16 protein-coding genes and 1 riboswitch are annotated in these 17,324 nt (G+C 63.7%); of the genes, 11 read left to right on the top strand and 5 right to left on the bottom strand.

Annotation, left to right across the window (positions count from 1 at the left end):
• Positions 1 to 49 precede the first annotated feature (49 nt).
• Positions 50 to 292: riboswitch (yybP-ykoY riboswitch) on the top strand.
• Between the two features lie 2 nt (positions 293 to 294).
• The 5 genes from M2361_RS24125 to M2361_RS24105 all read left to right on the top strand — a co-directional run bounded on the left by M2361_RS24125 (position 295) and on the right by M2361_RS24105 (position 7,478).
• A complete protein-coding gene (locus M2361_RS24125) occupies positions 295 to 1,302 on the top strand; it encodes a sodium:calcium antiporter (RefSeq protein WP_259252306.1) in 1,008 nt (335 codons plus the stop codon).
• Between the two features lie 458 nt (positions 1,303 to 1,760).
• Positions 1,761 to 2,099, top strand: a complete 339-nt coding sequence (locus M2361_RS24120; RefSeq protein ID WP_050447311.1) for a hypothetical protein — start codon at positions 1,761 to 1,763, stop codon at positions 2,097 to 2,099.
• A 434-nt stretch (positions 2,100 to 2,533) separates the two neighbouring features.
• Positions 2,534 to 5,338 (top strand): magnesium-translocating P-type ATPase, encoded by a 2,805-nt coding sequence (gene mgtA / locus M2361_RS24115; RefSeq protein ID WP_259252304.1) that lies wholly within the window; start codon positions 2,534 to 2,536, stop codon positions 5,336 to 5,338.
• 62 nt (positions 5,339 to 5,400) lie between these two features.
• A complete protein-coding gene (locus tag M2361_RS24110) occupies positions 5,401 to 6,507 on the top strand; it encodes a porin (protein WP_404976439.1) in 1,107 nt (368 codons plus the stop codon).
• Positions 6,508 to 6,605: 98 nt separating this feature from the next.
• Entirely contained in the window at positions 6,606 to 7,478 is an 873-nt protein-coding gene (locus M2361_RS24105; RefSeq protein ID WP_127183631.1) for a cytochrome c oxidase assembly protein, read from the top strand.
• A gap of 19 nt (positions 7,479 to 7,497) precedes the next feature.
• Here M2361_RS24105 and galU read toward each other — a convergent pair whose 3' ends face one another.
• Positions 7,498 to 8,349 (bottom strand): UTP--glucose-1-phosphate uridylyltransferase GalU, encoded by an 852-nt coding sequence (gene galU / locus M2361_RS24100; RefSeq protein WP_100852926.1) that lies wholly within the window; start codon positions 8,347 to 8,349, stop codon positions 7,498 to 7,500.
• Positions 8,350 to 8,406: 57 nt separating this feature from the next.
• Here galU and M2361_RS24095 point away from each other — a divergent pair, with 57 nt between their 5' ends.
• A complete protein-coding gene (locus M2361_RS24095; protein WP_310508927.1) occupies positions 8,407 to 9,930 on the top strand; it encodes a M48 family metalloprotease in 1,524 nt (507 codons plus the stop codon).
• Positions 9,931 to 9,972: 42 nt separating this feature from the next.
• Here the strand turns inward: M2361_RS24095 and M2361_RS24090 are convergent, their stop codons facing one another.
• The 3 genes from M2361_RS24090 to M2361_RS24080 are packed head-to-tail and all read right to left on the bottom strand — an operon-like array spanning position 9,973 to position 11,778.
• Positions 9,973 to 11,073 (bottom strand): YheT family hydrolase, encoded by a 1,101-nt coding sequence (locus tag M2361_RS24090; protein WP_259252299.1) that lies wholly within the window; start codon positions 11,071 to 11,073, stop codon positions 9,973 to 9,975.
• Between the two features lie 17 nt (positions 11,074 to 11,090).
• Positions 11,091 to 11,513 carry a nuclear transport factor 2 family protein gene (locus M2361_RS24085; RefSeq protein WP_050447305.1) on the bottom strand — a complete coding sequence of 141 codons (423 nt, stop codon included), beginning with the start codon at positions 11,511 to 11,513 and terminating at the stop codon, positions 11,091 to 11,093.
• A 46-nt stretch (positions 11,514 to 11,559) separates the two neighbouring features.
• A complete protein-coding gene (locus tag M2361_RS24080) occupies positions 11,560 to 11,778 on the bottom strand; it encodes a zinc-finger domain-containing protein (RefSeq protein ID WP_100852924.1) in 219 nt (72 codons plus the stop codon).
• A gap of 309 nt (positions 11,779 to 12,087) precedes the next feature.
• On the opposite strand from M2361_RS24080, the gene M2361_RS24075 reads away from it, so the two are divergent.
• The 3 genes from M2361_RS24075 (at position 12,088) to M2361_RS24065 (ending at position 15,048) form a co-directional block, all read left to right on the top strand.
• Positions 12,088 to 12,837 carry an AzlC family ABC transporter permease gene (locus M2361_RS24075; RefSeq protein ID WP_167400933.1) on the top strand — a complete coding sequence of 250 codons (750 nt, stop codon included), beginning with the start codon at positions 12,088 to 12,090 and terminating at the stop codon, positions 12,835 to 12,837.
• A complete protein-coding gene (locus M2361_RS24070; RefSeq protein WP_100852923.1) occupies positions 12,834 to 13,169 on the top strand; it encodes an AzlD domain-containing protein in 336 nt (111 codons plus the stop codon). The genes M2361_RS24075 and M2361_RS24070 overlap by 4 nt, the downstream gene beginning before the upstream one ends.
• A gap of 382 nt (positions 13,170 to 13,551) precedes the next feature.
• Positions 13,552 to 15,048: a DEAD/DEAH box helicase gene (locus M2361_RS24065; protein ID WP_259252298.1), complete on the top strand. Its 1,497-nt coding sequence runs from the start codon at positions 13,552 to 13,554 to the stop codon at positions 15,046 to 15,048.
• A 73-nt stretch (positions 15,049 to 15,121) separates the two neighbouring features.
• Here the strand turns inward: M2361_RS24065 and M2361_RS24060 are convergent, their stop codons facing one another.
• Positions 15,122 to 15,505: a thioredoxin family protein gene (locus M2361_RS24060; RefSeq protein WP_259252294.1), complete on the bottom strand. Its 384-nt coding sequence runs from the start codon at positions 15,503 to 15,505 to the stop codon at positions 15,122 to 15,124.
• Between the two features lie 63 nt (positions 15,506 to 15,568).
• On the opposite strand from M2361_RS24060, the gene M2361_RS24055 reads away from it, so the two are divergent.
• Both M2361_RS24055 and M2361_RS24050 read left to right on the top strand, forming a co-directional pair.
• Entirely contained in the window at positions 15,569 to 16,378 is an 810-nt protein-coding gene (locus M2361_RS24055) for an EI24 domain-containing protein (RefSeq protein ID WP_259252292.1), read from the top strand.
• Positions 16,379 to 16,409: 31 nt separating this feature from the next.
• Positions 16,410 to 17,225, top strand: coding sequence for a molybdopterin-binding protein (locus M2361_RS24050; protein WP_259252288.1), 816 nt, complete (start codon positions 16,410 to 16,412; stop codon positions 17,223 to 17,225).
• Positions 17,226 to 17,324: the final 99 nt, after the last annotated feature.

Here is a 17,324-nt window from a genome sequence, read left to right as displayed (position 1 = left end):
CACGCGAACCCCGCGCGGGATTCACTGGACGGCCCGATTCGCGCTGCTACAATCGCGGCTCTGTCATTGGGGAGTAGCCATCCTTTGTCCCCAAAGGAGTTAGCGTCAACAGACTTGGTGGTTCAGTGCCGCGTAGCGGTTGCTAGAACTCCATGGCGCTAACGGTTTCCATGCAAGCGGCATCGCCCGTCGCATGGATCAGCCAGGCGAGACCTTTGGCCGCGTAGCGTTCACCCTAGCCGGGCGAGCCGTTGCGTCGCGCCAATTGGTTTCTGCTCGTCCGGCTGCATTCATATGTTGCTCACCCTGTTTCTGTTTTTCCTGTCCGCGGCAGTGATTTACTTCGCCTGCGAATTCTTCGTCAATGGCGTGGAATGGGTCGGACACCGCTTCCACCTGGGCGCCACCGCCACCGGCACGATTCTGGCGGCCTTTGGTACGGCGTTGCCGGAAAGCGCGGTCACCTTCATGGCGGTCGTGTTCGGCGACACCCCTGAACAGAAAGACATCGGCGTCGGCGCGGCAATGGGCGGCCCGCTGGTGTTGGCCACCTTGGCGTACGCGGTGGTGGGTATTGCCCTGTGGCGCGCACGCCGCGGCGGCCAGCCGGAAAAAGCCAACTGTATCAACGCGGACCAGCGCCGGTTGGCCCGCGACCAGGCCTGGTTCATGGGCATCTTCCTTTTCAAGGTGGGCCTGGGCTTGCTGGCCTTTGCGTGGAAGCCCTGGCTGGGCATCCTGTTCCTGGCCACCTACGGCATGTACGTCAGGCGCGAACTCAGCCATGACGAGGCGCGTGCGGATAGCGAAGACCTTGAGCCGTTGAAGCTGCGCCCCAGCGACACCGACCCGTCCATGTTCTGGGCCGCCACGCAAACCATCCTGGCGTTGCTTGTCATTGCCGGCGCGTCGCACGTTTTCGTGAACCAGATCGAGCTGTTGGGCATCGCCATGGGCGCATCGCCGCACGTCGCTGCCTTGCTGCTGGCGCCGGTTGCCACGGAACTTCCGGAAATCATGAACGCGCTGATCTGGGTGCGCCAGGGCAAGGAACGCCTGGCGCTGGCCAATATTTCGGGCGCGATGATGATCCAGGCAACCATTCCCAGCTCACTGGGAATCTTCATGACGCCGTGGTTGCTGGACGCCCCCTTGCTGGCGGCCGGCCTGTTCACCATGTTGTCGATCGGCCTGCTGTGGCTGCGTTTCCGCCGCTCGGTGATGACCGTGCCGGCGCTGTCGGCGGTGGGTGGTTTCTATGCCTTGTTCGCCACCTATCTGGGGTGGCATTTCTACGCCTGACGCTGGCAAGGTGAATGGGAAAAGCGGCGCGAGGCCGACGCGCTTTGCGCCGCTTTATCTTTTTTGCATCGTTGTGACGTTAAACCGCAAAAACCTTGTCCATCAGTGGAAACCCGCGTAAAATCCGTCCGTTATCCATCTCAGGAGCAGTCTTCGTGAATACCGATTCCGGCGAAAGTAGTCGATCTTGCATCGACATCGCTGTCTGACAGGAAACACGCAGAGCTCCATCTGCCGCATCCTGTCATACAGGTTGCGGCGTATCCCAAGCTTCGGGCTTCTACCCGGGCAATAGCGCAGGCCTTCGGCTTGCCGGGAAATTCCCCAACGTAAACCGCCAGAACCGCCGCTAGTCGCAGCGTCAGCGTTCGTGCACGTCTTGTGTTCGTCCGCCATGCGCCGCGTCCGGCTGCTCGCGTACTCGCGATACCGCTCCCCATCTTGCAATGGAGGTCGTTATGCGTTTCTTCGACTTGTTCCTACGCCGCGCTGGCGTAGACCGTGCCACCGCCCTGAGCCGCCGTCGCGGCACGTCGCGTTTGACGGTCATTTGTCCGCGCGACGAATTGGGCGCCTTGCGCAAGCAGATCTGCCTGGACTTCAGCGCCGCCGGCCTGGATGTCTCGCAAGTGCAGGTCGACCAAGGCCGCGACCCGAACCTGGCGTCAGCTTGCATCACCGTCAATTGCCCGCCCGAATTGCGCGCTGAATTGATGTCGCAAGCGCGCCGCCTCAGCGCCAACCCCGCCGTTCGCCACGTGCATTTTGGCGCGCAAGCCGCCGCAATGGCCGCTTGAGAACCGCTGCTTCCCCCAGGAGAAATCATGCCTAGTGCCTTAGACCCCGACCCTCGATTGCGCCCTGTGTGTGGCGCCGGCATGCCTGTCTGACCTGTCTACTCTTGCGAGCCGACCGGCCGGACAGCTATTCCGGTTCTGGCGGACTCCGCAGCAATGAATCCCCGGCCAAGGCCCCGTCTTTGACGACGGACGCGCCCTAAGGCGTCGGACTCGATTCCTAGCTAGCTCCCTTTCCGTTTTCCGCACTCCGGCGCGACTTCACCGCGATCCGGACACCGGCAACTTCGCCCCGGTGCCTGCGCACGCCCATCAGGGGTGGCTTGACGGCTTTCAGCGTGAAAGCCGTGGCCCGCCGCTGCCCGCGTGTCAGGCCCAGGGGCAGGGGCGCCCGTGTCTCCGACAAGAAATCAAACAAGAACCGGAGCACTCCGATGTTTACCTTCCTGAAATCTTTTTTTTCGTCCGCCTCGGGCCGGCGGCGCGCAAGCCGGCATTTCCGGCGCACTCCCATTCTTGAACAGGGCAGCCAAAACGGCGCCGTGTCGACGCCGTCCGAGGCCTCGCGCCGCGCCAACCGCCATATGCTGGAGCGGTCGCGCATGGGGCTTGATGCCTTGTTCTCGCAGCTGGCCAGCGGGCGTGGAGGCCTGTCGGAAGCCCAGGCGCAAGCGGCGCGTGAACGCCATGGCGCCAACGAGGTCGACCACGAAAAGCCGCTCTCCTGGGTTTCGCACCTGTGGCTGTCCTATCGCAATCCCTTCAATCTGCTGCTGACCGCATTGGCCGGCCTGTCGTGGCTGACCGATGTGCGCATGGCCGAGCCTGACGACAAATCGTGGACGGCGGTGGGCATCATCGGGTCGATGGTGCTGATCTCCACCGTGCTGCGCTTCGCTCAGGAATTGCGCTCGAACCGCGCGGCCGAAGCGCTGAAAGCCATGGTGCAGAACACCGCCACCGTGCTGCGCGTGAACGCCGAGGCGCCGACGACCGGCAACGCCCGGCGATTGTTCGGCGCCCCCCTGCATGACTCAGGCTCGCACCAGATGGAAGTGCCACTGGCCGAGCTGGTGCCGGGCGATGTGGTGCTGCTGTCCGCGGGCGACATGATTCCCGCCGATTGCCGGATCCTGAACGCCAAAGACCTGTTCGTCGCTCAAGCTGCGTTGACGGGCGAGTCACTGCCGGTTGAAAAGCATGCCGTCCAGCGCGAAGCGACCGAGAACTCGCTTGAGCTGGAAAACATGGCATTCATGGGTACCAACGTGGTCAGCGGTTCGGGCAGCGCCTTGGTCATCGCCACGGGCGCCAATACCTATTTCGGCCAGTTGGCCGGCCGGGTGACGCAGGCCAGCCGCGCGCCGACGCAGTTTCAGCAGGGCATCAACCGCGTCAGCTGGGTGCTGATCCGCTTCATGCTGGTGATGGCGCCCATCGTGTTGCTCATCAACGGCTTCACCAAGGGAGACTGGCTGGAGGCGCTGCTGTTTGCGCTGGCCATTGCCGTGGGCTTGACCCCCGAAATGCTGCCGATGATTGTCACGGCCACGCTGGCCAAGGGCGCCTTGCGCATGTCGCGCCGTAAAGTCGTGGTCAAGCGGCTGGACGCCATCCAGAATCTGGGCGCGATGAACGTGCTGTGCACGGACAAGACCGGCACGCTGACGCAAGACCGCATCGTGCTGGAACGGCATACCGACGTCTATGGATCCAGCAGCGACGACGTATTGGCCTATGCCTATCTGAACAGCTACTACCAGACCGGCCTGAAGAATCTGCTGGACGTGGCGGTGCTGCAGCACGCGGAGGTCAAGCGCAGCCTGAACCTGGCCGCCAGGTATCGCAAAGTGGATGAAATTCCCTTTGATTTCTCGCGTCGCCGGATGTCCGTCGTGGTCAATGAAACCGAGAACGGCCGCGACCATCACGAACTGATCTGCAAGGGCGCGCTGGAAGAAATGCTGCTGGCTTGCACTCGGCTGCGCGTGGGCGACTCGGTGCTCCCGTTGACGGATGCGCGGCGCGCGGATATCCGGCGCGTGACGGCGGAACTTAACCGCGACGGACTGCGCGTGATCGCGGTGGGCGTCAAGGAAATGCCGCCCACGCAGTTGACCTATGGCGTGGCCGACGAATCCGACTTGGTGCTGGTGGGCTACATGGCCTTCCTGGATCCGCCAAAAGAATCGACCGCCCCGGCCCTGGCGGCGCTGAAAGCATCAGGCATCGAGGTCAAGGTGCTGACCGGCGACGTGGAACTGGTCACGCAGAAGGTCTGCCGCGAAGTCGGTTTCGACGTGCGCCACGTCTATCTTGGCGCGGAGATCGAGGCCATGGACGACGCGCAACTGGCTGTTGCCGTGCGGGAAGCCAATGTCTTCGCCCGGCTGACTCCCGCGCACAAAGAGCGCATCGTGCGCAGCCTGCGCGCGCAAGGCGACACGGTGGGCTTCATGGGCGACGGCATCAACGATGCGCCGGCGCTGCGCGCCGCCGACGTCGGCATCTCGGTGGATTCAGCGGTGGATATCTCGAAGGAAGCCGCCGACATCATCTTGCTGGAAAAGAGCCTGATGGTGCTGGAGGACGGCGTGATCGAAGGCCGCAAGACCTTCTGCAACATGCTCAAGTACCTGAAGATGACGGCCAGCTCCAACTTCGGCAACGTGTTCTCGGTCTTGGTGGCCAGCGCCTTCCTGCCGTTCCTGCCGATGTTGCCGATCCATCTGCTGCTGCAAAACCTGATGTACGACATTTCGCAAACGGCGATTCCTTTCGACAACGTCGATGAAGAACTGCTGAAGAAGCCGCAGCAATGGGACGCGGATGGTTTGGGGCGCTTCATGGTGTTCTTTGGTCCGATCAGCTCGCTGTTCGACATCGCCATGTTCGCCATCATGTGGTTCATCTTCCAGGCCAATGCGCCCGAGCATCAGACGCTGTTCCAGTCCGGCTGGTTCGTGGAAGGCCTGCTGTCGCAGACCCTGATCGTGCACATGATCCGCACACGCCGGATTCCCTTCCTGCAAAGCCGCGCGGCGTGGCCATTGCTGGCCATGACGGGAATGGTGGTGGTGCTGGGCCTGGCACTGCCGTTCTCGCCGTTGGCTGAGTACTTCCAGTTGCAGGCCTTGCCGTGGGCGTACTTCCCTTGGCTGGTGGGGGTGTTGCTGAGCTATTGCGTGCTGACGCAGTTGCTTAAGGGCATCTGGGTACGCCGCTACGGCTGGCAATAAGACCACGATAGGGTCACATCTGACAGGGCGGGCGCGGGTGTCCGCCCTGATAGGAGAAGAGCATGAAAAAAGCATTTTGCACCGCGCTCATGGCGGGCCTGAGCATGCCGCCGGCGCTGGTTGCCGCGGCGGCGGTCGAAGACATCGGCCTGCACTTGTACGGCGTGGTTGACGCCGGCGTGGCGGTAACCCGGGTGTCCGGCCAAGGTAGCGGCGCTAGCGTGTTGAACGGGGGTCTGACGGATTCGCTGTGGGGGCTGTCCGGCACCGAAGATCTGGGCGGCGGCTGGCGTACTCGCTTTCGCCTGGAAAGCGGCTTCGATCCGTCCAGCGGCAAGGCGGAAGATGATGGCCGCCTGTTCAACTACGCGGCCTGGGTGGGCGTGGGCAGCGACCGCTACGGCGAGGTCCGCATCGGGCGCCAATCCACGATCGGCCAGATCTACGGGTCCGCGTTGGAGATCGCCTCGTGGAAGGACATGGGCATGGGCGCCACGTTCAAGGCCTCGGACAACTTCCAGTTCGGCAATATGGTGAACGTTACGTCGGCGGACTGGAACGGTTTTCAAATCGGCGTCGGCTATTCCTTCGATCCCGACGACCAAAATCATTTTCGGACCCGGCAGAACCCGCGCGCCGCCAGCGCCGGCTTGAAGTTCGAAAGTGGCCCGCTGCTGGCCGTGGCTACCTGGGACCAATTGCAGTTGGCGGATTCCCCGGCAGGCAGTGGCAAGCGACCGCGCGCCGTGCAATTGGGCGCGGCGGTCGACTTTGATGTGCTCAAGGTCTCGTTGGCCTGGACGCGCCAGAAAAATGGCTATGTGGGCCTGAACGGGGGTGACCCCGACACGCCGGGCCAGGGGCTGGGTCCGGCCCCGTTTGTGCAGGGCGGGGCCATCAATGCCTGGCTGCTGGGCGCCAGCGTGCCCGTGGGCCCCGGCGCCGTGCTGGTGCAGTGGTCGATGGCGCGGCCCGACTGGCAATGGGACAACGGCATGACGGCGCGCAAGGCGCAGGTGGCCACCTTGGGCTATACCTATGCCCTGTCCGCGCGCACGACGCTCTACGGCTTTGCCGGCTATGCGTCCAACTACACGCTGGATACGCAGTTTGACTCCGCCCATTCCCACACCACGCGCGTCGGAGCGGGCGTTTCGCATCACTTCTGATCCTGCCGACCCACCGGACCACGGGCCGGCGCGGTCTACTACAATCAGCGCACGGGTTGGCGCCTGTCGCCGCCTTTGTCTTCCCCGGTGTCTTTCGGATGGCCCGCATGGATAGTCTTGAATGGCTCATACCTTGGGAGTTCTCTCCCACGCTGGTCGCTTCCTTCGTGGTGGCGATCGTGCTGTTCGTGCGCGGCCAGCGTGTGCATCATGTGACCGGGGCGCGCCGCTTCCTGTTCTGGGCCGGGCTGGTGCTGTTGTATTTGTCGCTGCACACCCGGGTGGATTACTACGCCGAACGGATGTTCTTCATCCATCGCATCCAGCATCTGGTGCTGCACCACCTGGGTCCGCTGCTGGTGATGGCGGCCTTTCCGGGGCAAGTCATGCGCGCCGGCCTGCCGATGGCCTGGCGTATCCGCCTGCGTGATTTTCTGCGCACGCGCAGCGGCCGGGTCACGGTCGCGGTGCTGACCAATAAAATCTTCGTTCCCGCGCTGTTCGTCTTCCTGGTGCTGATCTGGCTGATTCCGTCGGTGCAGTTCTATTCCATGCTGGACTGGCGGCTGTACCGCCTGATGAACTGGTCGGTCGTGATCAGCGGTTTCATGTACTGGAACCTGATCCTGGACCGTCGCCCCGCGCCGCCCGCGGCCATGACGCCGGGTGGTCGCGTCATATCCCCCGTGCTGACCATGCTGCCGCAAATGGTGGCGGGCGCCGTCATCGCCTTCACCGAAAGCGATATCTATCCCTTGTTTGAACTGTGCGGTCGCGCCATCGCGATGTCGGCCCAAACGGACCAGACCATCGGCGGCCTGACCATGTGGATTCCCGCCGCGCTGGTCGAGGTGATTGGATTGATGGTGGCGCTGGGCACCCTGATGCGCCTGTCCGCCAAGGGGCGGCTGCGCAAGGTGGACCGCGATGCGCGCGCCCGGGCCAAGGCTCGGGCGGCGCTATCAGGCTAGCGCGGGCCTTGGCTCGGGCTTATTCCGGTATCAGGCCGTGGTATTTCTTGCCCAGGGCCACGGTGGCCTGGAACATGCCGGCCTTGTTGCCGCAGTCGTAGCGCACACCCTCGAAACGGTGCGCGAACACGGCGCGTTCGCGCATCATCGAGGCAATGCCATCGGTCAACTGGATTTCATTGCCGGCGCCCATTTTGGTTGAGCGCAGATGGTCGAAGATGGCGGCTTCCAGCACGTAGCGGCCCACGACGGCAAGCGTCGACGGAGCGACATCGGGTTCGGGCTTTTCAACAATGTGCGTGACGCGCTCGGTGCGGGGATCCAGATGGGTTTCGCCGGCGCGGGTGGCCACGATGCCGTACTTGCGGGTATCGGCGCGGGGCACGTCCTGCACGCCCAGCACACTGGCGTTCTGGGCAACGGCAACATCCACCAACTGCTTCATGGCGGGCGTGTCGGCGTCGATCAGGTCGTCGGCCAGCAACACGGCAAAGGGCTCGTCGCCCACGGCGGGGGCGGCCGACAGCACGGCGTGGCCCAAGCCCAGCGGGGCGGACTGGCGAATGTAGAGGCAATTCACATGCGCGGGTAGAATGCCCCGCACCATGGCCAAGAGCTCATGCTTGGCCTTGCTCTCCAGGTCGGACTCAAGCTCGGGGGCGGAGTCGAAGTGGTCTTCGATGGCGCGCTTGTTGCGGCCGGTCACAAAAATCAGGTCGGTGATGCCGGCGGCCACGGCCTCTTCAACGGCATATTGAATCAACGGCTTATCGACCACGGGCAGCATTTCCTTGGGCATCGCCTTGGTGGCGGGCAGGAAGCGGGTGCCCATCCCGGCGACGGGGAAAACGGCTTTACGGACGGGACGCATTGAGACCTCGTTGGGAGTATCGATGAAACATTTTAAGCTCATCGCTATCATAGGCTTATGAACCGCAGGAAAATGCCATCCATTTGCGCTATTGCGAAACGCAGCGCGATTCTCGGCCTGAGCGCCGCCTTGATCGCCCCCTCCATTCCGGTTGCTGCCTGGGCGCAACCGGTTGGCCTGCCATCCATGGGCGCGGCATCCGCCGCCGAGCTCTCCCCGATGCTGGAACGCAGCCTGGGCGAAGCCATCATGTCGCAGGGCAGGCGCGACCCCACTTACGTCGATGACCCTGAACTCAGCCAATACCTGACGACCATGGGCCGCAAGCTGGCCGCGTTTGCGCCCGGCGCCGTGCCCGAGGTGGAAATGTTCGGCGTGCGCGACCCCGAGATCAACGCCTTCGCCATGCCCGGCGGATTCATCGGTGTGAATACCGGCTTGATTGTGTCGTCGGCCAGTGAGTCCGAATTGGCCGCTGTGCTGGCGCACGAAATCGGCCACGTCGTGCAGCGCCACATCGCGCGCGGCATGACGCAGCAGAGCCAGAACAGCATGGTGATGCTGGCCAGCCTGGCGGGGGCGCTGCTGGCGGCGCTGGCGGGCGGCGGCGGCAACCTGGCGATGGGCGTCGCGGCGTTTGGCCAGGCGGCGGCCATCAACCGCCAACTGGGTTTTTCACGCGATGCCGAACGCGAGGCGGATCGCGCCGGCTTCCAGATGCTGACCAAGGCGGGCTACGACGCCGAAGGCATGTCCCAGATGTTCTCGCGCCTGATGAACGCCTCGCGCCTGAACGAGGGCGCGGGCGGGGGCTCGTGGGCCAGCACCCACCCGCTGTCCATCGAGCGTATGTCTGACGTGCAGAACCGCGTGCGCTCGCTGCCACCCTCGCGCCATATTGATAGCGACGACTTCTGGTACGTGCGCGCCAAGATGCGCGTGGTGCAGGGGCGCGATGCCGTCAGCTTGCGGTCGGCCGGCCAGCAATTGCAGGATGAGGCGCAGGCGCTGTCCGGCGTACGCCAGTCGGCTGCCTACTATGGGTTGGCCTTGCAGGCGTTTCAGCGCAACAACCTGACGGAAGCGGAGCGGCTCTGGAATCTGGCCACGGCCGGGGGGCGCAATTCCGCTCAGCTTGCCAAGCTCAGCGTCGATATCGCATTAGCCCGCAAGGACTATCCGCGCGCGCTGGAGCTTGCCCAATCGGCCACCAAGCGCTGGCCCGACCAGCGGGCGCTGGGCATCGCCTACGCCCAGGCGCTGCAAGGCAATGGCCGCCATGCCGACGCGCAAGACTATCTGCGCGCGAAGATCAAGCAATGGGGTAGCGACGAACCCAGTCTTTATCAGATGCTGGCGCAAAGCGAAGAGCGCAACGGCAGACCGGTGCAGGCGCGCCGCGACCTGGCGCGCTTTTATGTGATGACCGGCGCGTTTGCCGCCGCGGAGTCGCAGTTGCAGCAGGCGCGCGGGCTGTCCACCGATTTCTACGAGCAATCGCAGATCGACGTGCAGATCAAGGAAGTGAAAGACAAGCTGGCCGAAGAGCGGCAGTTGCTGGAACGCTTCAAATCGGGTTGACGCGGCAGGCGCGCGGCCCGGCTGAAAGCCGGGCGCGTTGCCTTACAGGCCCGTTTCGAAGAAGCGCCCCAGGCGTTGCGGCAACCAGTTCAGATGCGCGGGAAACGCGCCCGTGGGGAATCCGGCATGCCCGCCGTCGCTGGGTTGGTGCAGCAAGATCACAGGCGAGCAATCTTCCGGCTTGGGCAGCGAAGCCGCCGGGATGAACGGATCGTTGCGCGCGTTGAGCACCAGTGTGGGTACCGAGATCTTGGGCAACCAGGGTTTGCTGGACGCGCGTGTCCAGTAATCCAGCGCGTTGCGAAAGCCGTGCATGGGCGCGGTGTAGGTGTCATCGAATTCGCGCAGGTCATGGGCGTGCGCGATACGCATCACGTCAATGGAACCCGGAAAGCGATGTGCCTTTTCCAGCACCTTGTGCTTGAGCGTCTTCAGGAAATGGGCGGTGTACACGCGCCGGTTGAAGATGCCGGTGGATAAGGTCTTGCCGCAGGCGACCAGGTCCAGCGGTACCGACACGCCCGCGGCGGCAGTCAACCAGGGGGTGTCTTCCTGGTGTTCACCCAGGTATTTCAACAGCGCGTTGCCGCCCAGCGAAACGCCCACCGCGTGCCAGCGCGCATGGGGTATGCGGTCGCGCACGGTTTTCAGCAAAAAGCCGACTTCGGCGGAATCGCCGGAGTAGTACGCACGGGCCAGCCGGTTGGGAACCCCCGAGCAACCGCGAAAATGCGCGATCACCACGATCCATCCGCGCGCGCGGAAATAGTGGGCGATGGACTGGGCATAGCGGCTGTTGCTGCCGCCTTCCAAACCATGCAGCAGTATCAGCGCGGGCGTGTCGGGCGTCTGCGGCAGGGACTGCCAGTCGGGCGCCGTCATCCAGCGCGCCGCGGCGGTTTTGCCGTTGGCGACAGGCCCCTGTCCGCTGACGGGCGCGCCATCGGCGGCCTTGTGCGGAAACAGCCCTGGGCCGGTCCAGTCAAAGTCCACGAAATCGGTGTCGGGCGTGTCCACCCGATCCCGCACGAAGGCGATCCGATGGTATTGCGCGAACAGGGATGCGTAGACCGTCTGGCTGTCGCCTCCGGGCAACCAGGAGGGAACGGGGCAGGGGGACGAGTCAAGACGAGCAGCGGCCAACTAAAAATCCACCCGATTCAATGCAGCATGTCGGGTACGTCGTGCAAGTCGAGCACCCCGGCTTCCGTGGGCGCCGAAGACGAATGGTGCATGACCATGCGCCAGCCGGTTGGGCCCTTGTGGTAGATGTTCGTCGCGTAGCAGTTTGCAAACTGCATGCCTTCCCGTGTGCGCACGGCCACCTGTTCAACCAGCACGTGCACCGCGCACATCATGCTCAGCATGACCAGTGGGCGCAATGGGCGTACGTGCAGCGGGCCATTGGACAGCACCTGTTGCCAGGATTCCTGCACCGCCGAGTGTCCGACGATGCGCAGGCCGCCAGGGTGGATGCAGATGACTTCTTCGTCGTCGGCCCACACCTGCATCAGACGGACGCTGTCCCCCTGTTCGAGGGCTTCGTAGAATGCGTGTTCGGCTTCTTCGGGTGTGGCAAACATGGCTGCTGTGACGGTGGCGTTGTGCGGCGGGTCGGCGTCGGCGTGCTTAGTGGTGGCCGTGCAGCACCGTGCCGGCCTTCAGGCGGTACTGCGCGCCACAGTAGGCGCAACTGGCGGAGCCGGTGCGGGCCACGTCCAGGAAGACGCGGGGGTGCATGCTCCACAGCGGCGCTTTCGGGCCGGGACAGAAAACGGGCAGGTCTTCAGCGCCGACTTCAATGACTTCGTGAGCGTTGGGGACGGCGGCCGGAGCAGCAGCGGTCATGGATATTCCTGAATAAAAAACCGATAAACGGCAGGTTGGGCAGGGTGGCCGGTCTGGGACCGCCCGCGCGAATGACGAATTAAGATCGCATCTTACGTAGCCAGTGATGGTACTTCGGGACGCGGCCATTCACCACGGCCGATTTTGGAGTGCGCCAGGCCGCCACCAGCCAAGAAATTTCAGGCGCTTATTGTATCAAGCGACGGGGTTACAATACTGGCCTATTCGCGCACCGGCGTGGTGCCATTCGGCCCACGCAATCCGTAAGAGTTCCCATGTCGTCCTGTCCGAATCGCCAGGGGTCAGCCGTTGTCCTCTGAATCCGCGTTTCCTGAATCCGAAGATCCCGGTGCGGTTCGCCAGCAACGTCTGAACGCGTTTCGCTCGGGCGTCCACGCCATCGTGCCCGCGCTGATCGCCACCGCGACCTGGGGCTTGGTAACCGGCGTGGCCATGGTCAAGTCCGGCCTGACGGAATCCATGGCGCTGGCCATGACCCTGCTGCTGTACGCGGGCTCGGCCCAACTGACCTCGCTTCCGCTGATCGCCACGGGGGCGCCGCTGTGGCTGATTTTCGCGGCGGGTTTCGTGGTGAACCTCCGCTTCATCATCTTCGGCGCGGCATTGCAACCGTACTTCCGCCACCTGTCCTGGCCCAAGCGCCTGGGGCTGGGCTACTTCACCACCGACATGGGCTTCGTCCTGTTCATGCCGCGTTACGGGGATTCGGCCGAACGCGGCACGCGCGACCAGCTGTGGTTCTTCCTGGGCACGATCGTGCCGGGCTGGCTGGTCTGGCAATCGTCTTCGATCGTGGGTATTTATCTAGGGACCATGGTGCCCACCGGGTGGTCGCTGGATTTCGCCGCGGTGCTGGCGCTGCTGGCAATCACCGTGCCCCTGGCCAGTTCCAAGCCGATGCTGGTGTCCATGCTGGCTGCCGGGGTGGTCGCCTGGACGGGGCAGGTGCTGCCTTTGCGGTTGGGGCTGGCGGCGGCCGTCGTGGCCGGCGTGGTGGCCGGCATGTGGGCCGAACGATTCTTCAAGGCGCGCCCATGACCCTCTGGCCCTCTGAAATCTACGTCTATTCGGCCATCCTGTTGCTGGCCTTGTGCAGCGTGTTGACGCGCGCCGGCTTCATGCTGTTTGGCGACTACATTCCTTTGCCCGATGGCGTGCGTCGCGCGTTGCGCTATGCGCCCGCCGCCGCGCTGACCGCCATCGTCGTGCCCGACCTGCTGCCCTGGAAGGCGGGCTTGGGCCCGGTGTTCGATTACAAATTGGTGGCCGGCCTGGTCGCCATCCTGGTTTTTTTGCGTACCCGCAGCGCCGTGTTGGTCATTGTGGCGGGCATGCTGGTGTTGTGGGGACTACGCTGGTTAGCCGGTTGATGTCCGGTCTTTAATCATGATTAGTCCATCTGATGGACACTCCGAATCGCCGGGAAGCGGGCGCGCCCATTGCCCGGCGATGCTTCGTGCCCCCGCTTGAAACCACGGTTTGACCTTGTGGTAAGGCGCCTGCGCTAAAATCCAAGTTATCCACAGCAATCCGGGCCTGGTACTGCCCTCATAAGTATCGAATCCAGAATGCGCCCGCTGGCCTGCATGGCAGGGTGCCGATTGCCCGCGAAGCCGTATCTGCTTCGCGTCAATTTGCGTGCCGTCGCAACGCGACCACGTGTATTCAGATTGCCCGATGCGTATGTAGTGCAGTGCATGTAGCACTCTCGTTTTGTTCTTTTTCACTGGTCCCGGTATCTGCCAAACCCTGATGACTGAATCCACTCAATCCGTAGCACCCACCGCCGACGCTCCCGCGCCGACGTTTGCCGATTTTGGACTGCACCCGTTGTTGCTGCAGTCCATCGCCGAAACCGGCTACACCATTCCGACGCCCATTCAGGCGCAAGCCATCCCTGTCGTGGTGGAAGGGCGCGACGTCATGGGCGCCGCCCAGACCGGCACCGGCAAAACCGCCGCGTTCACCGTACCCATCCTGCATCGCCTGATGCCGTTGGCCAACGCCAGCGCGTCGCCTGCACGGCACCCGGTGCGCGCACTGATTCTCACGCCCACGCGCGAGTTGGCGGACCAGGTGTTTGAAAGCGTCAAGCGCTATAGCAAGCAGACGCCGCTGCGTTCGGCCGTGGTGTTTGGCGGCGTGGATATCGGTCCGCAAAAAGAAGCGCTGCGTCGCGGTTGCGAAATCCTGGTGGCTACACCTGGCCGTCTGCTGGACCACGTTGAACAAAAGAACGTGAACCTGAGCCAGGTCGGCATTCTGGTGCTGGACGAAGCGGACCGCATGCTGGACATGGGGTTCTTGCCGGATCTGGAACGCATCATCCGCCTGTTGCCCGCGCAGCGTCAGGGCCTGCTGTTCTCGGCGACCTTCAGCAACGAAATCCGCAAGCTGGGGCGTTCGTACCTGAACCAGCCGGTGGAAATCGAAGTCGCGGCGCGCAACGCCACTGCCACGAACATCACGCAGATCGCCTACAAGATGCCCAGCGACGCCAAGCGCGCCGCGGTCGTGCATCTGGTGAAGTCGCGCGGGCTGAAGCAGGTCATCGTGTTCTCGAACACCAAGATCGGCACGGCGCGGCTTGCCCGCGAACTTGAACGCGATGGCGTCAGGGCTGAATCGATCCACGGCGACAAAACGCAGGCGGACCGCATGAAGGCGCTGGAAGCCTTCAAGGCCGGCGACCTGGAAGTGCTTGTCGCCACCGACGTGGCCGCTCGCGGCCTGGACGTGGCCGGCGTGCCGTGCGTCATCAACTACGACCTGCCGTACAACGCCGAAGATTACGTTCACCGCATCGGCCGTACCGGGCGCGCGGGCGCCTCGGGCGAAGCCATCGCGCTGTTCACACCCGACGAAGAACGGTTTTTGCTCGACATCGAAAAGCTGATCAAGCGCGAAGTGCCTCGCGGCACGCTCGACCTGCCGGCAGACGCCGTGGCGCGCAGCCACCGCCGCAGCGACGAACGTTCCGGCTCGTCCTCGCGCGAAGGGCGTGAGGGACGTGAAGGGCGCGAAGGCGGCCGTGACAGCCGTGGCGACCGCGGTAGCCGTTCGTCGGATCGTCGTTCGGGTTACACCTCCAGCGGCCCGCGCCAGCCCGTGGACGATTTCTTCCTGAAGCCTTACGAGCCTTCACCCTCGGCCACGTCCGCCGAAGAGCAAGCGCCTAAGAACGATAGCAGTTCGTCCGCGCCCAAGCGCCAGGTGGCGGTACTGCTGGGCGGTTCGCGCAAGAACTGATCGCCAGCCAGTACGCATGAAAAAACCCGCAACGCCCAAAGGCCTTGCGGGTTTTTTATCGGCAGCGTGGGAATCAGGCCGCCAGCAGCCTGGGCAAGTCAGGTAATTCGGTGGCCACGGCCGGGCTGTCTGCGTTCACGCTTTCAAGCAGGCGTTCCAGATGCCCGATATGCGGCAGCATGGGGCCGTAGAACACCACGCGCGATCCAATCTGCACGAGCAGAGTGGGGAAGTTTTCGACGTCTATGTCGCCAAGCAATTCAGCGTGGTCTTCGATGTCGATCCAGGCAAAGACATGTTGCGGCAGCGCGTCGGCCAGCGCTTGCAGCTTGGGCTTGTATTGTTCGCAGGTGTCGCACCATGCCGCGCAGAAGCAGGCGACGAGCCAGGTGTCGGGGGTGGTGCCAAGACGCGCGCGCAGGGCGGCCAGGTCGTTGCCGGGTACGAGTAGAGACATGTGAGCAGATCGGGGCGTGTTTGACTATCATACCCGGGATGTCCACCCCCTTTTTCCGCTCCCATGACCGTTTTGCGCACTGATACCGCCACGCCCGGCAATGGCCGATTCTCTGGCGCGGCCGGCGGCGCCGTCAGCGTCGGCCAGGCGTTCAAGCGCGCCCTGGTATCCCAATGCCACCCGACAATGCTGTTCGCGGTGCTGCTCCCCTTCCTGATTGCGCTGGTTGGCGCGTTCCTGTTGCTGTACCTCTTCTGGACGCCGTTGACGGACTGGTTGCGCGCCGAGGTATCGCACTGGGACATGGTCAACCAGGCCGACGAATGGATGATCGCCATGGGCTTGTTTTCGCTCAAGATCTATCTCATTCCCGTCATTGCCGCCGCGATCTTGTTGCCCGTGTCCGGCATCCTGGGCCTGGCGATTGCCGCGGTGTTCGTGATGCCGCTGGTGCTGCGCCACGTGGGGCAGCGCGAATACGCCAGCGTCACGCGGCGGGGCAAATTTTCAACGGCGGTCAGCGTGTGGAATGCGGTCTGGGTGTCGGCCGCATTCGCCGTCGGCTGGGTGCTGACGCTGCCCTTGTGGCTGGTGCCGCCCATGGCGATCATCCTGTCGATCTTCTGGTGGGCCTTCGCGTTCTCGCGCATGATGCGCGTGGACGCCATCGTCGAACATGCCAGCCCCGAAGAACGCAAGTTGATCCTGGATCGCAATAATCGCGGTTTCTGGACCATCGGCCTGATCTGTTCGCTGCTGAACCTCTTGCCGCCCGCCTGGATTATCCTGCCGGTGTTTTCGGCGCTGGTTTACGCCCACTACGGGCTGGACGCGCTCAAGCGCCTGCGCCAGGACAATGTCATCGACGTCTGACCGCAACTTTTCTTACCTTCTGGAATTGGACATGGCCGCAGAATCCGCCGCCCGCCGCATTGGCCTCATCATCGTCGGGGATGAAATCCTCTCGGGCCGTCGTCAGGACAAGCATTTTTCGAAAGTCGTCGAGCTGCTAAGCGCGCGCGGCATGCAACTGGGCTGGGCCGAGTTTCTGCCCGACGACCGCGACACCTTGGTGGCCGCGTATCGGCGCAGCTTCGCCACCGGCGACGTGGTGTTTTCGTGTGGCGGCATCGGCGGCACGCCCGACGACCATACCCGTCAGGCGGCGGCCGCCGCTCTGGGCTTGCCGCTGGCCTTGCACCCGGAAGCCGAGCAAGCCATCGCCTTGCGCACCGCTGAAATGGCCGAGAAGGGGCAGGGCACGGCCGACATGAGCGCGCCCGAGAACCAGCAGCGCCTGCAGATGGGCATGTTCCCGGAAGGCTGCGAGATCGTGCCGAACCCGTACAACCGCATTCCGGGCTTTTTCATTCAGGATCACACCTTCGTGCCCGGCTTTCCCGTGATGGCCTGGCCGATGCTGGAATGGACGCTGGACACTCGCTATCGTGCGCTGCAGCATGTGCGGGCCCACGTCGAGCATTCTTTCCTGGTGTTCAGCATGCCGGAATCACGCATCACACCGGCCATGGTCAGCGTGGAAAGCCGGTGGCCGGACGTGCGCGCGTTCAGCTTGCCCAGCGTCGGCGAAGCTGGCGGGACGCCCCATATCGAGCTGGGTGTGAAGGGTGAACCGGTCGGTGCCGCCGAGGCGCTTGAGTTCCTGCGTGCCGAGGTCTTGCGGCTGGGTGGAAAGCTGGCTCCGCCGGCCGCCGCATAGGAAATCTTGCAAAAAGCCATTGCAAAATAGCGTCGTAAATTTCACAATACGGGAAAGGACTGTTTGCTGCGTTGCCGCAAGACCGGGCTTTTTCGGTGT

The sequence above is a fragment of the Achromobacter sp. JUb104 genome, assembly GCF_024806975.1.
GTDB classification, from domain to species: Bacteria; Pseudomonadota; Gammaproteobacteria; order Burkholderiales; family Burkholderiaceae_B; genus Achromobacter; species Achromobacter spanius.
The sequence above is the reverse complement of the archived record's forward strand: the minus strand, read 5'-3'. Positions and strand labels throughout refer to the sequence as shown.

What these genes read in the sequence shown, in the direction of transcription:
- M2361_RS24050 (WP_259252288.1), top strand. Translation starts at nt 16,410, where the DNA reads ATGGCCGCAGAATCCGCCGCCCGCCGCATTGGCCTCATCATCGTCGGG.
- galU (WP_100852926.1), bottom strand. Translation starts at nt 8,349, where the DNA reads ATGCGTCCCGTCCGTAAAGCCGTTTTCCCCGTCGCCGGGATGGGCACC.
- M2361_RS24085 (WP_050447305.1), bottom strand. Translation starts at nt 11,513, where the DNA reads ATGTTTGCCACACCCGAAGAAGCCGAACACGCATTCTACGAAGCCCTC.
- M2361_RS24125 (WP_259252306.1), top strand. Translation starts at nt 295, where the DNA reads ATGTTGCTCACCCTGTTTCTGTTTTTCCTGTCCGCGGCAGTGATTTAC.
- M2361_RS24095 (WP_310508927.1), top strand. Translation starts at nt 8,407, where the DNA reads ATGAACCGCAGGAAAATGCCATCCATTTGCGCTATTGCGAAACGCAGC.
- M2361_RS24060 (WP_259252294.1), bottom strand. Translation starts at nt 15,505, where the DNA reads ATGTCTCTACTCGTACCCGGCAACGACCTGGCCGCCCTGCGCGCGCGT.
- M2361_RS24080 (WP_100852924.1), bottom strand. Translation starts at nt 11,778, where the DNA reads ATGACCGCTGCTGCTCCGGCCGCCGTCCCCAACGCTCACGAAGTCATT.
- M2361_RS24070 (WP_100852923.1), top strand. Translation starts at nt 12,834, where the DNA reads ATGACCCTCTGGCCCTCTGAAATCTACGTCTATTCGGCCATCCTGTTG.
- M2361_RS24120 (WP_050447311.1), top strand. Translation starts at nt 1,761, where the DNA reads ATGCGTTTCTTCGACTTGTTCCTACGCCGCGCTGGCGTAGACCGTGCC.
- M2361_RS24055 (WP_259252292.1), top strand. Translation starts at nt 15,569, where the DNA reads ATGACCGTTTTGCGCACTGATACCGCCACGCCCGGCAATGGCCGATTC.
- M2361_RS24110 (WP_404976439.1), top strand. Translation starts at nt 5,401, where the DNA reads ATGAAAAAAGCATTTTGCACCGCGCTCATGGCGGGCCTGAGCATGCCG.
- mgtA (WP_259252304.1), top strand. Translation starts at nt 2,534, where the DNA reads ATGTTTACCTTCCTGAAATCTTTTTTTTCGTCCGCCTCGGGCCGGCGG.
- M2361_RS24065 (WP_259252298.1), top strand. Translation starts at nt 13,552, where the DNA reads ATGACTGAATCCACTCAATCCGTAGCACCCACCGCCGACGCTCCCGCG.
- M2361_RS24105 (WP_127183631.1), top strand. Translation starts at nt 6,606, where the DNA reads ATGGCCCGCATGGATAGTCTTGAATGGCTCATACCTTGGGAGTTCTCT.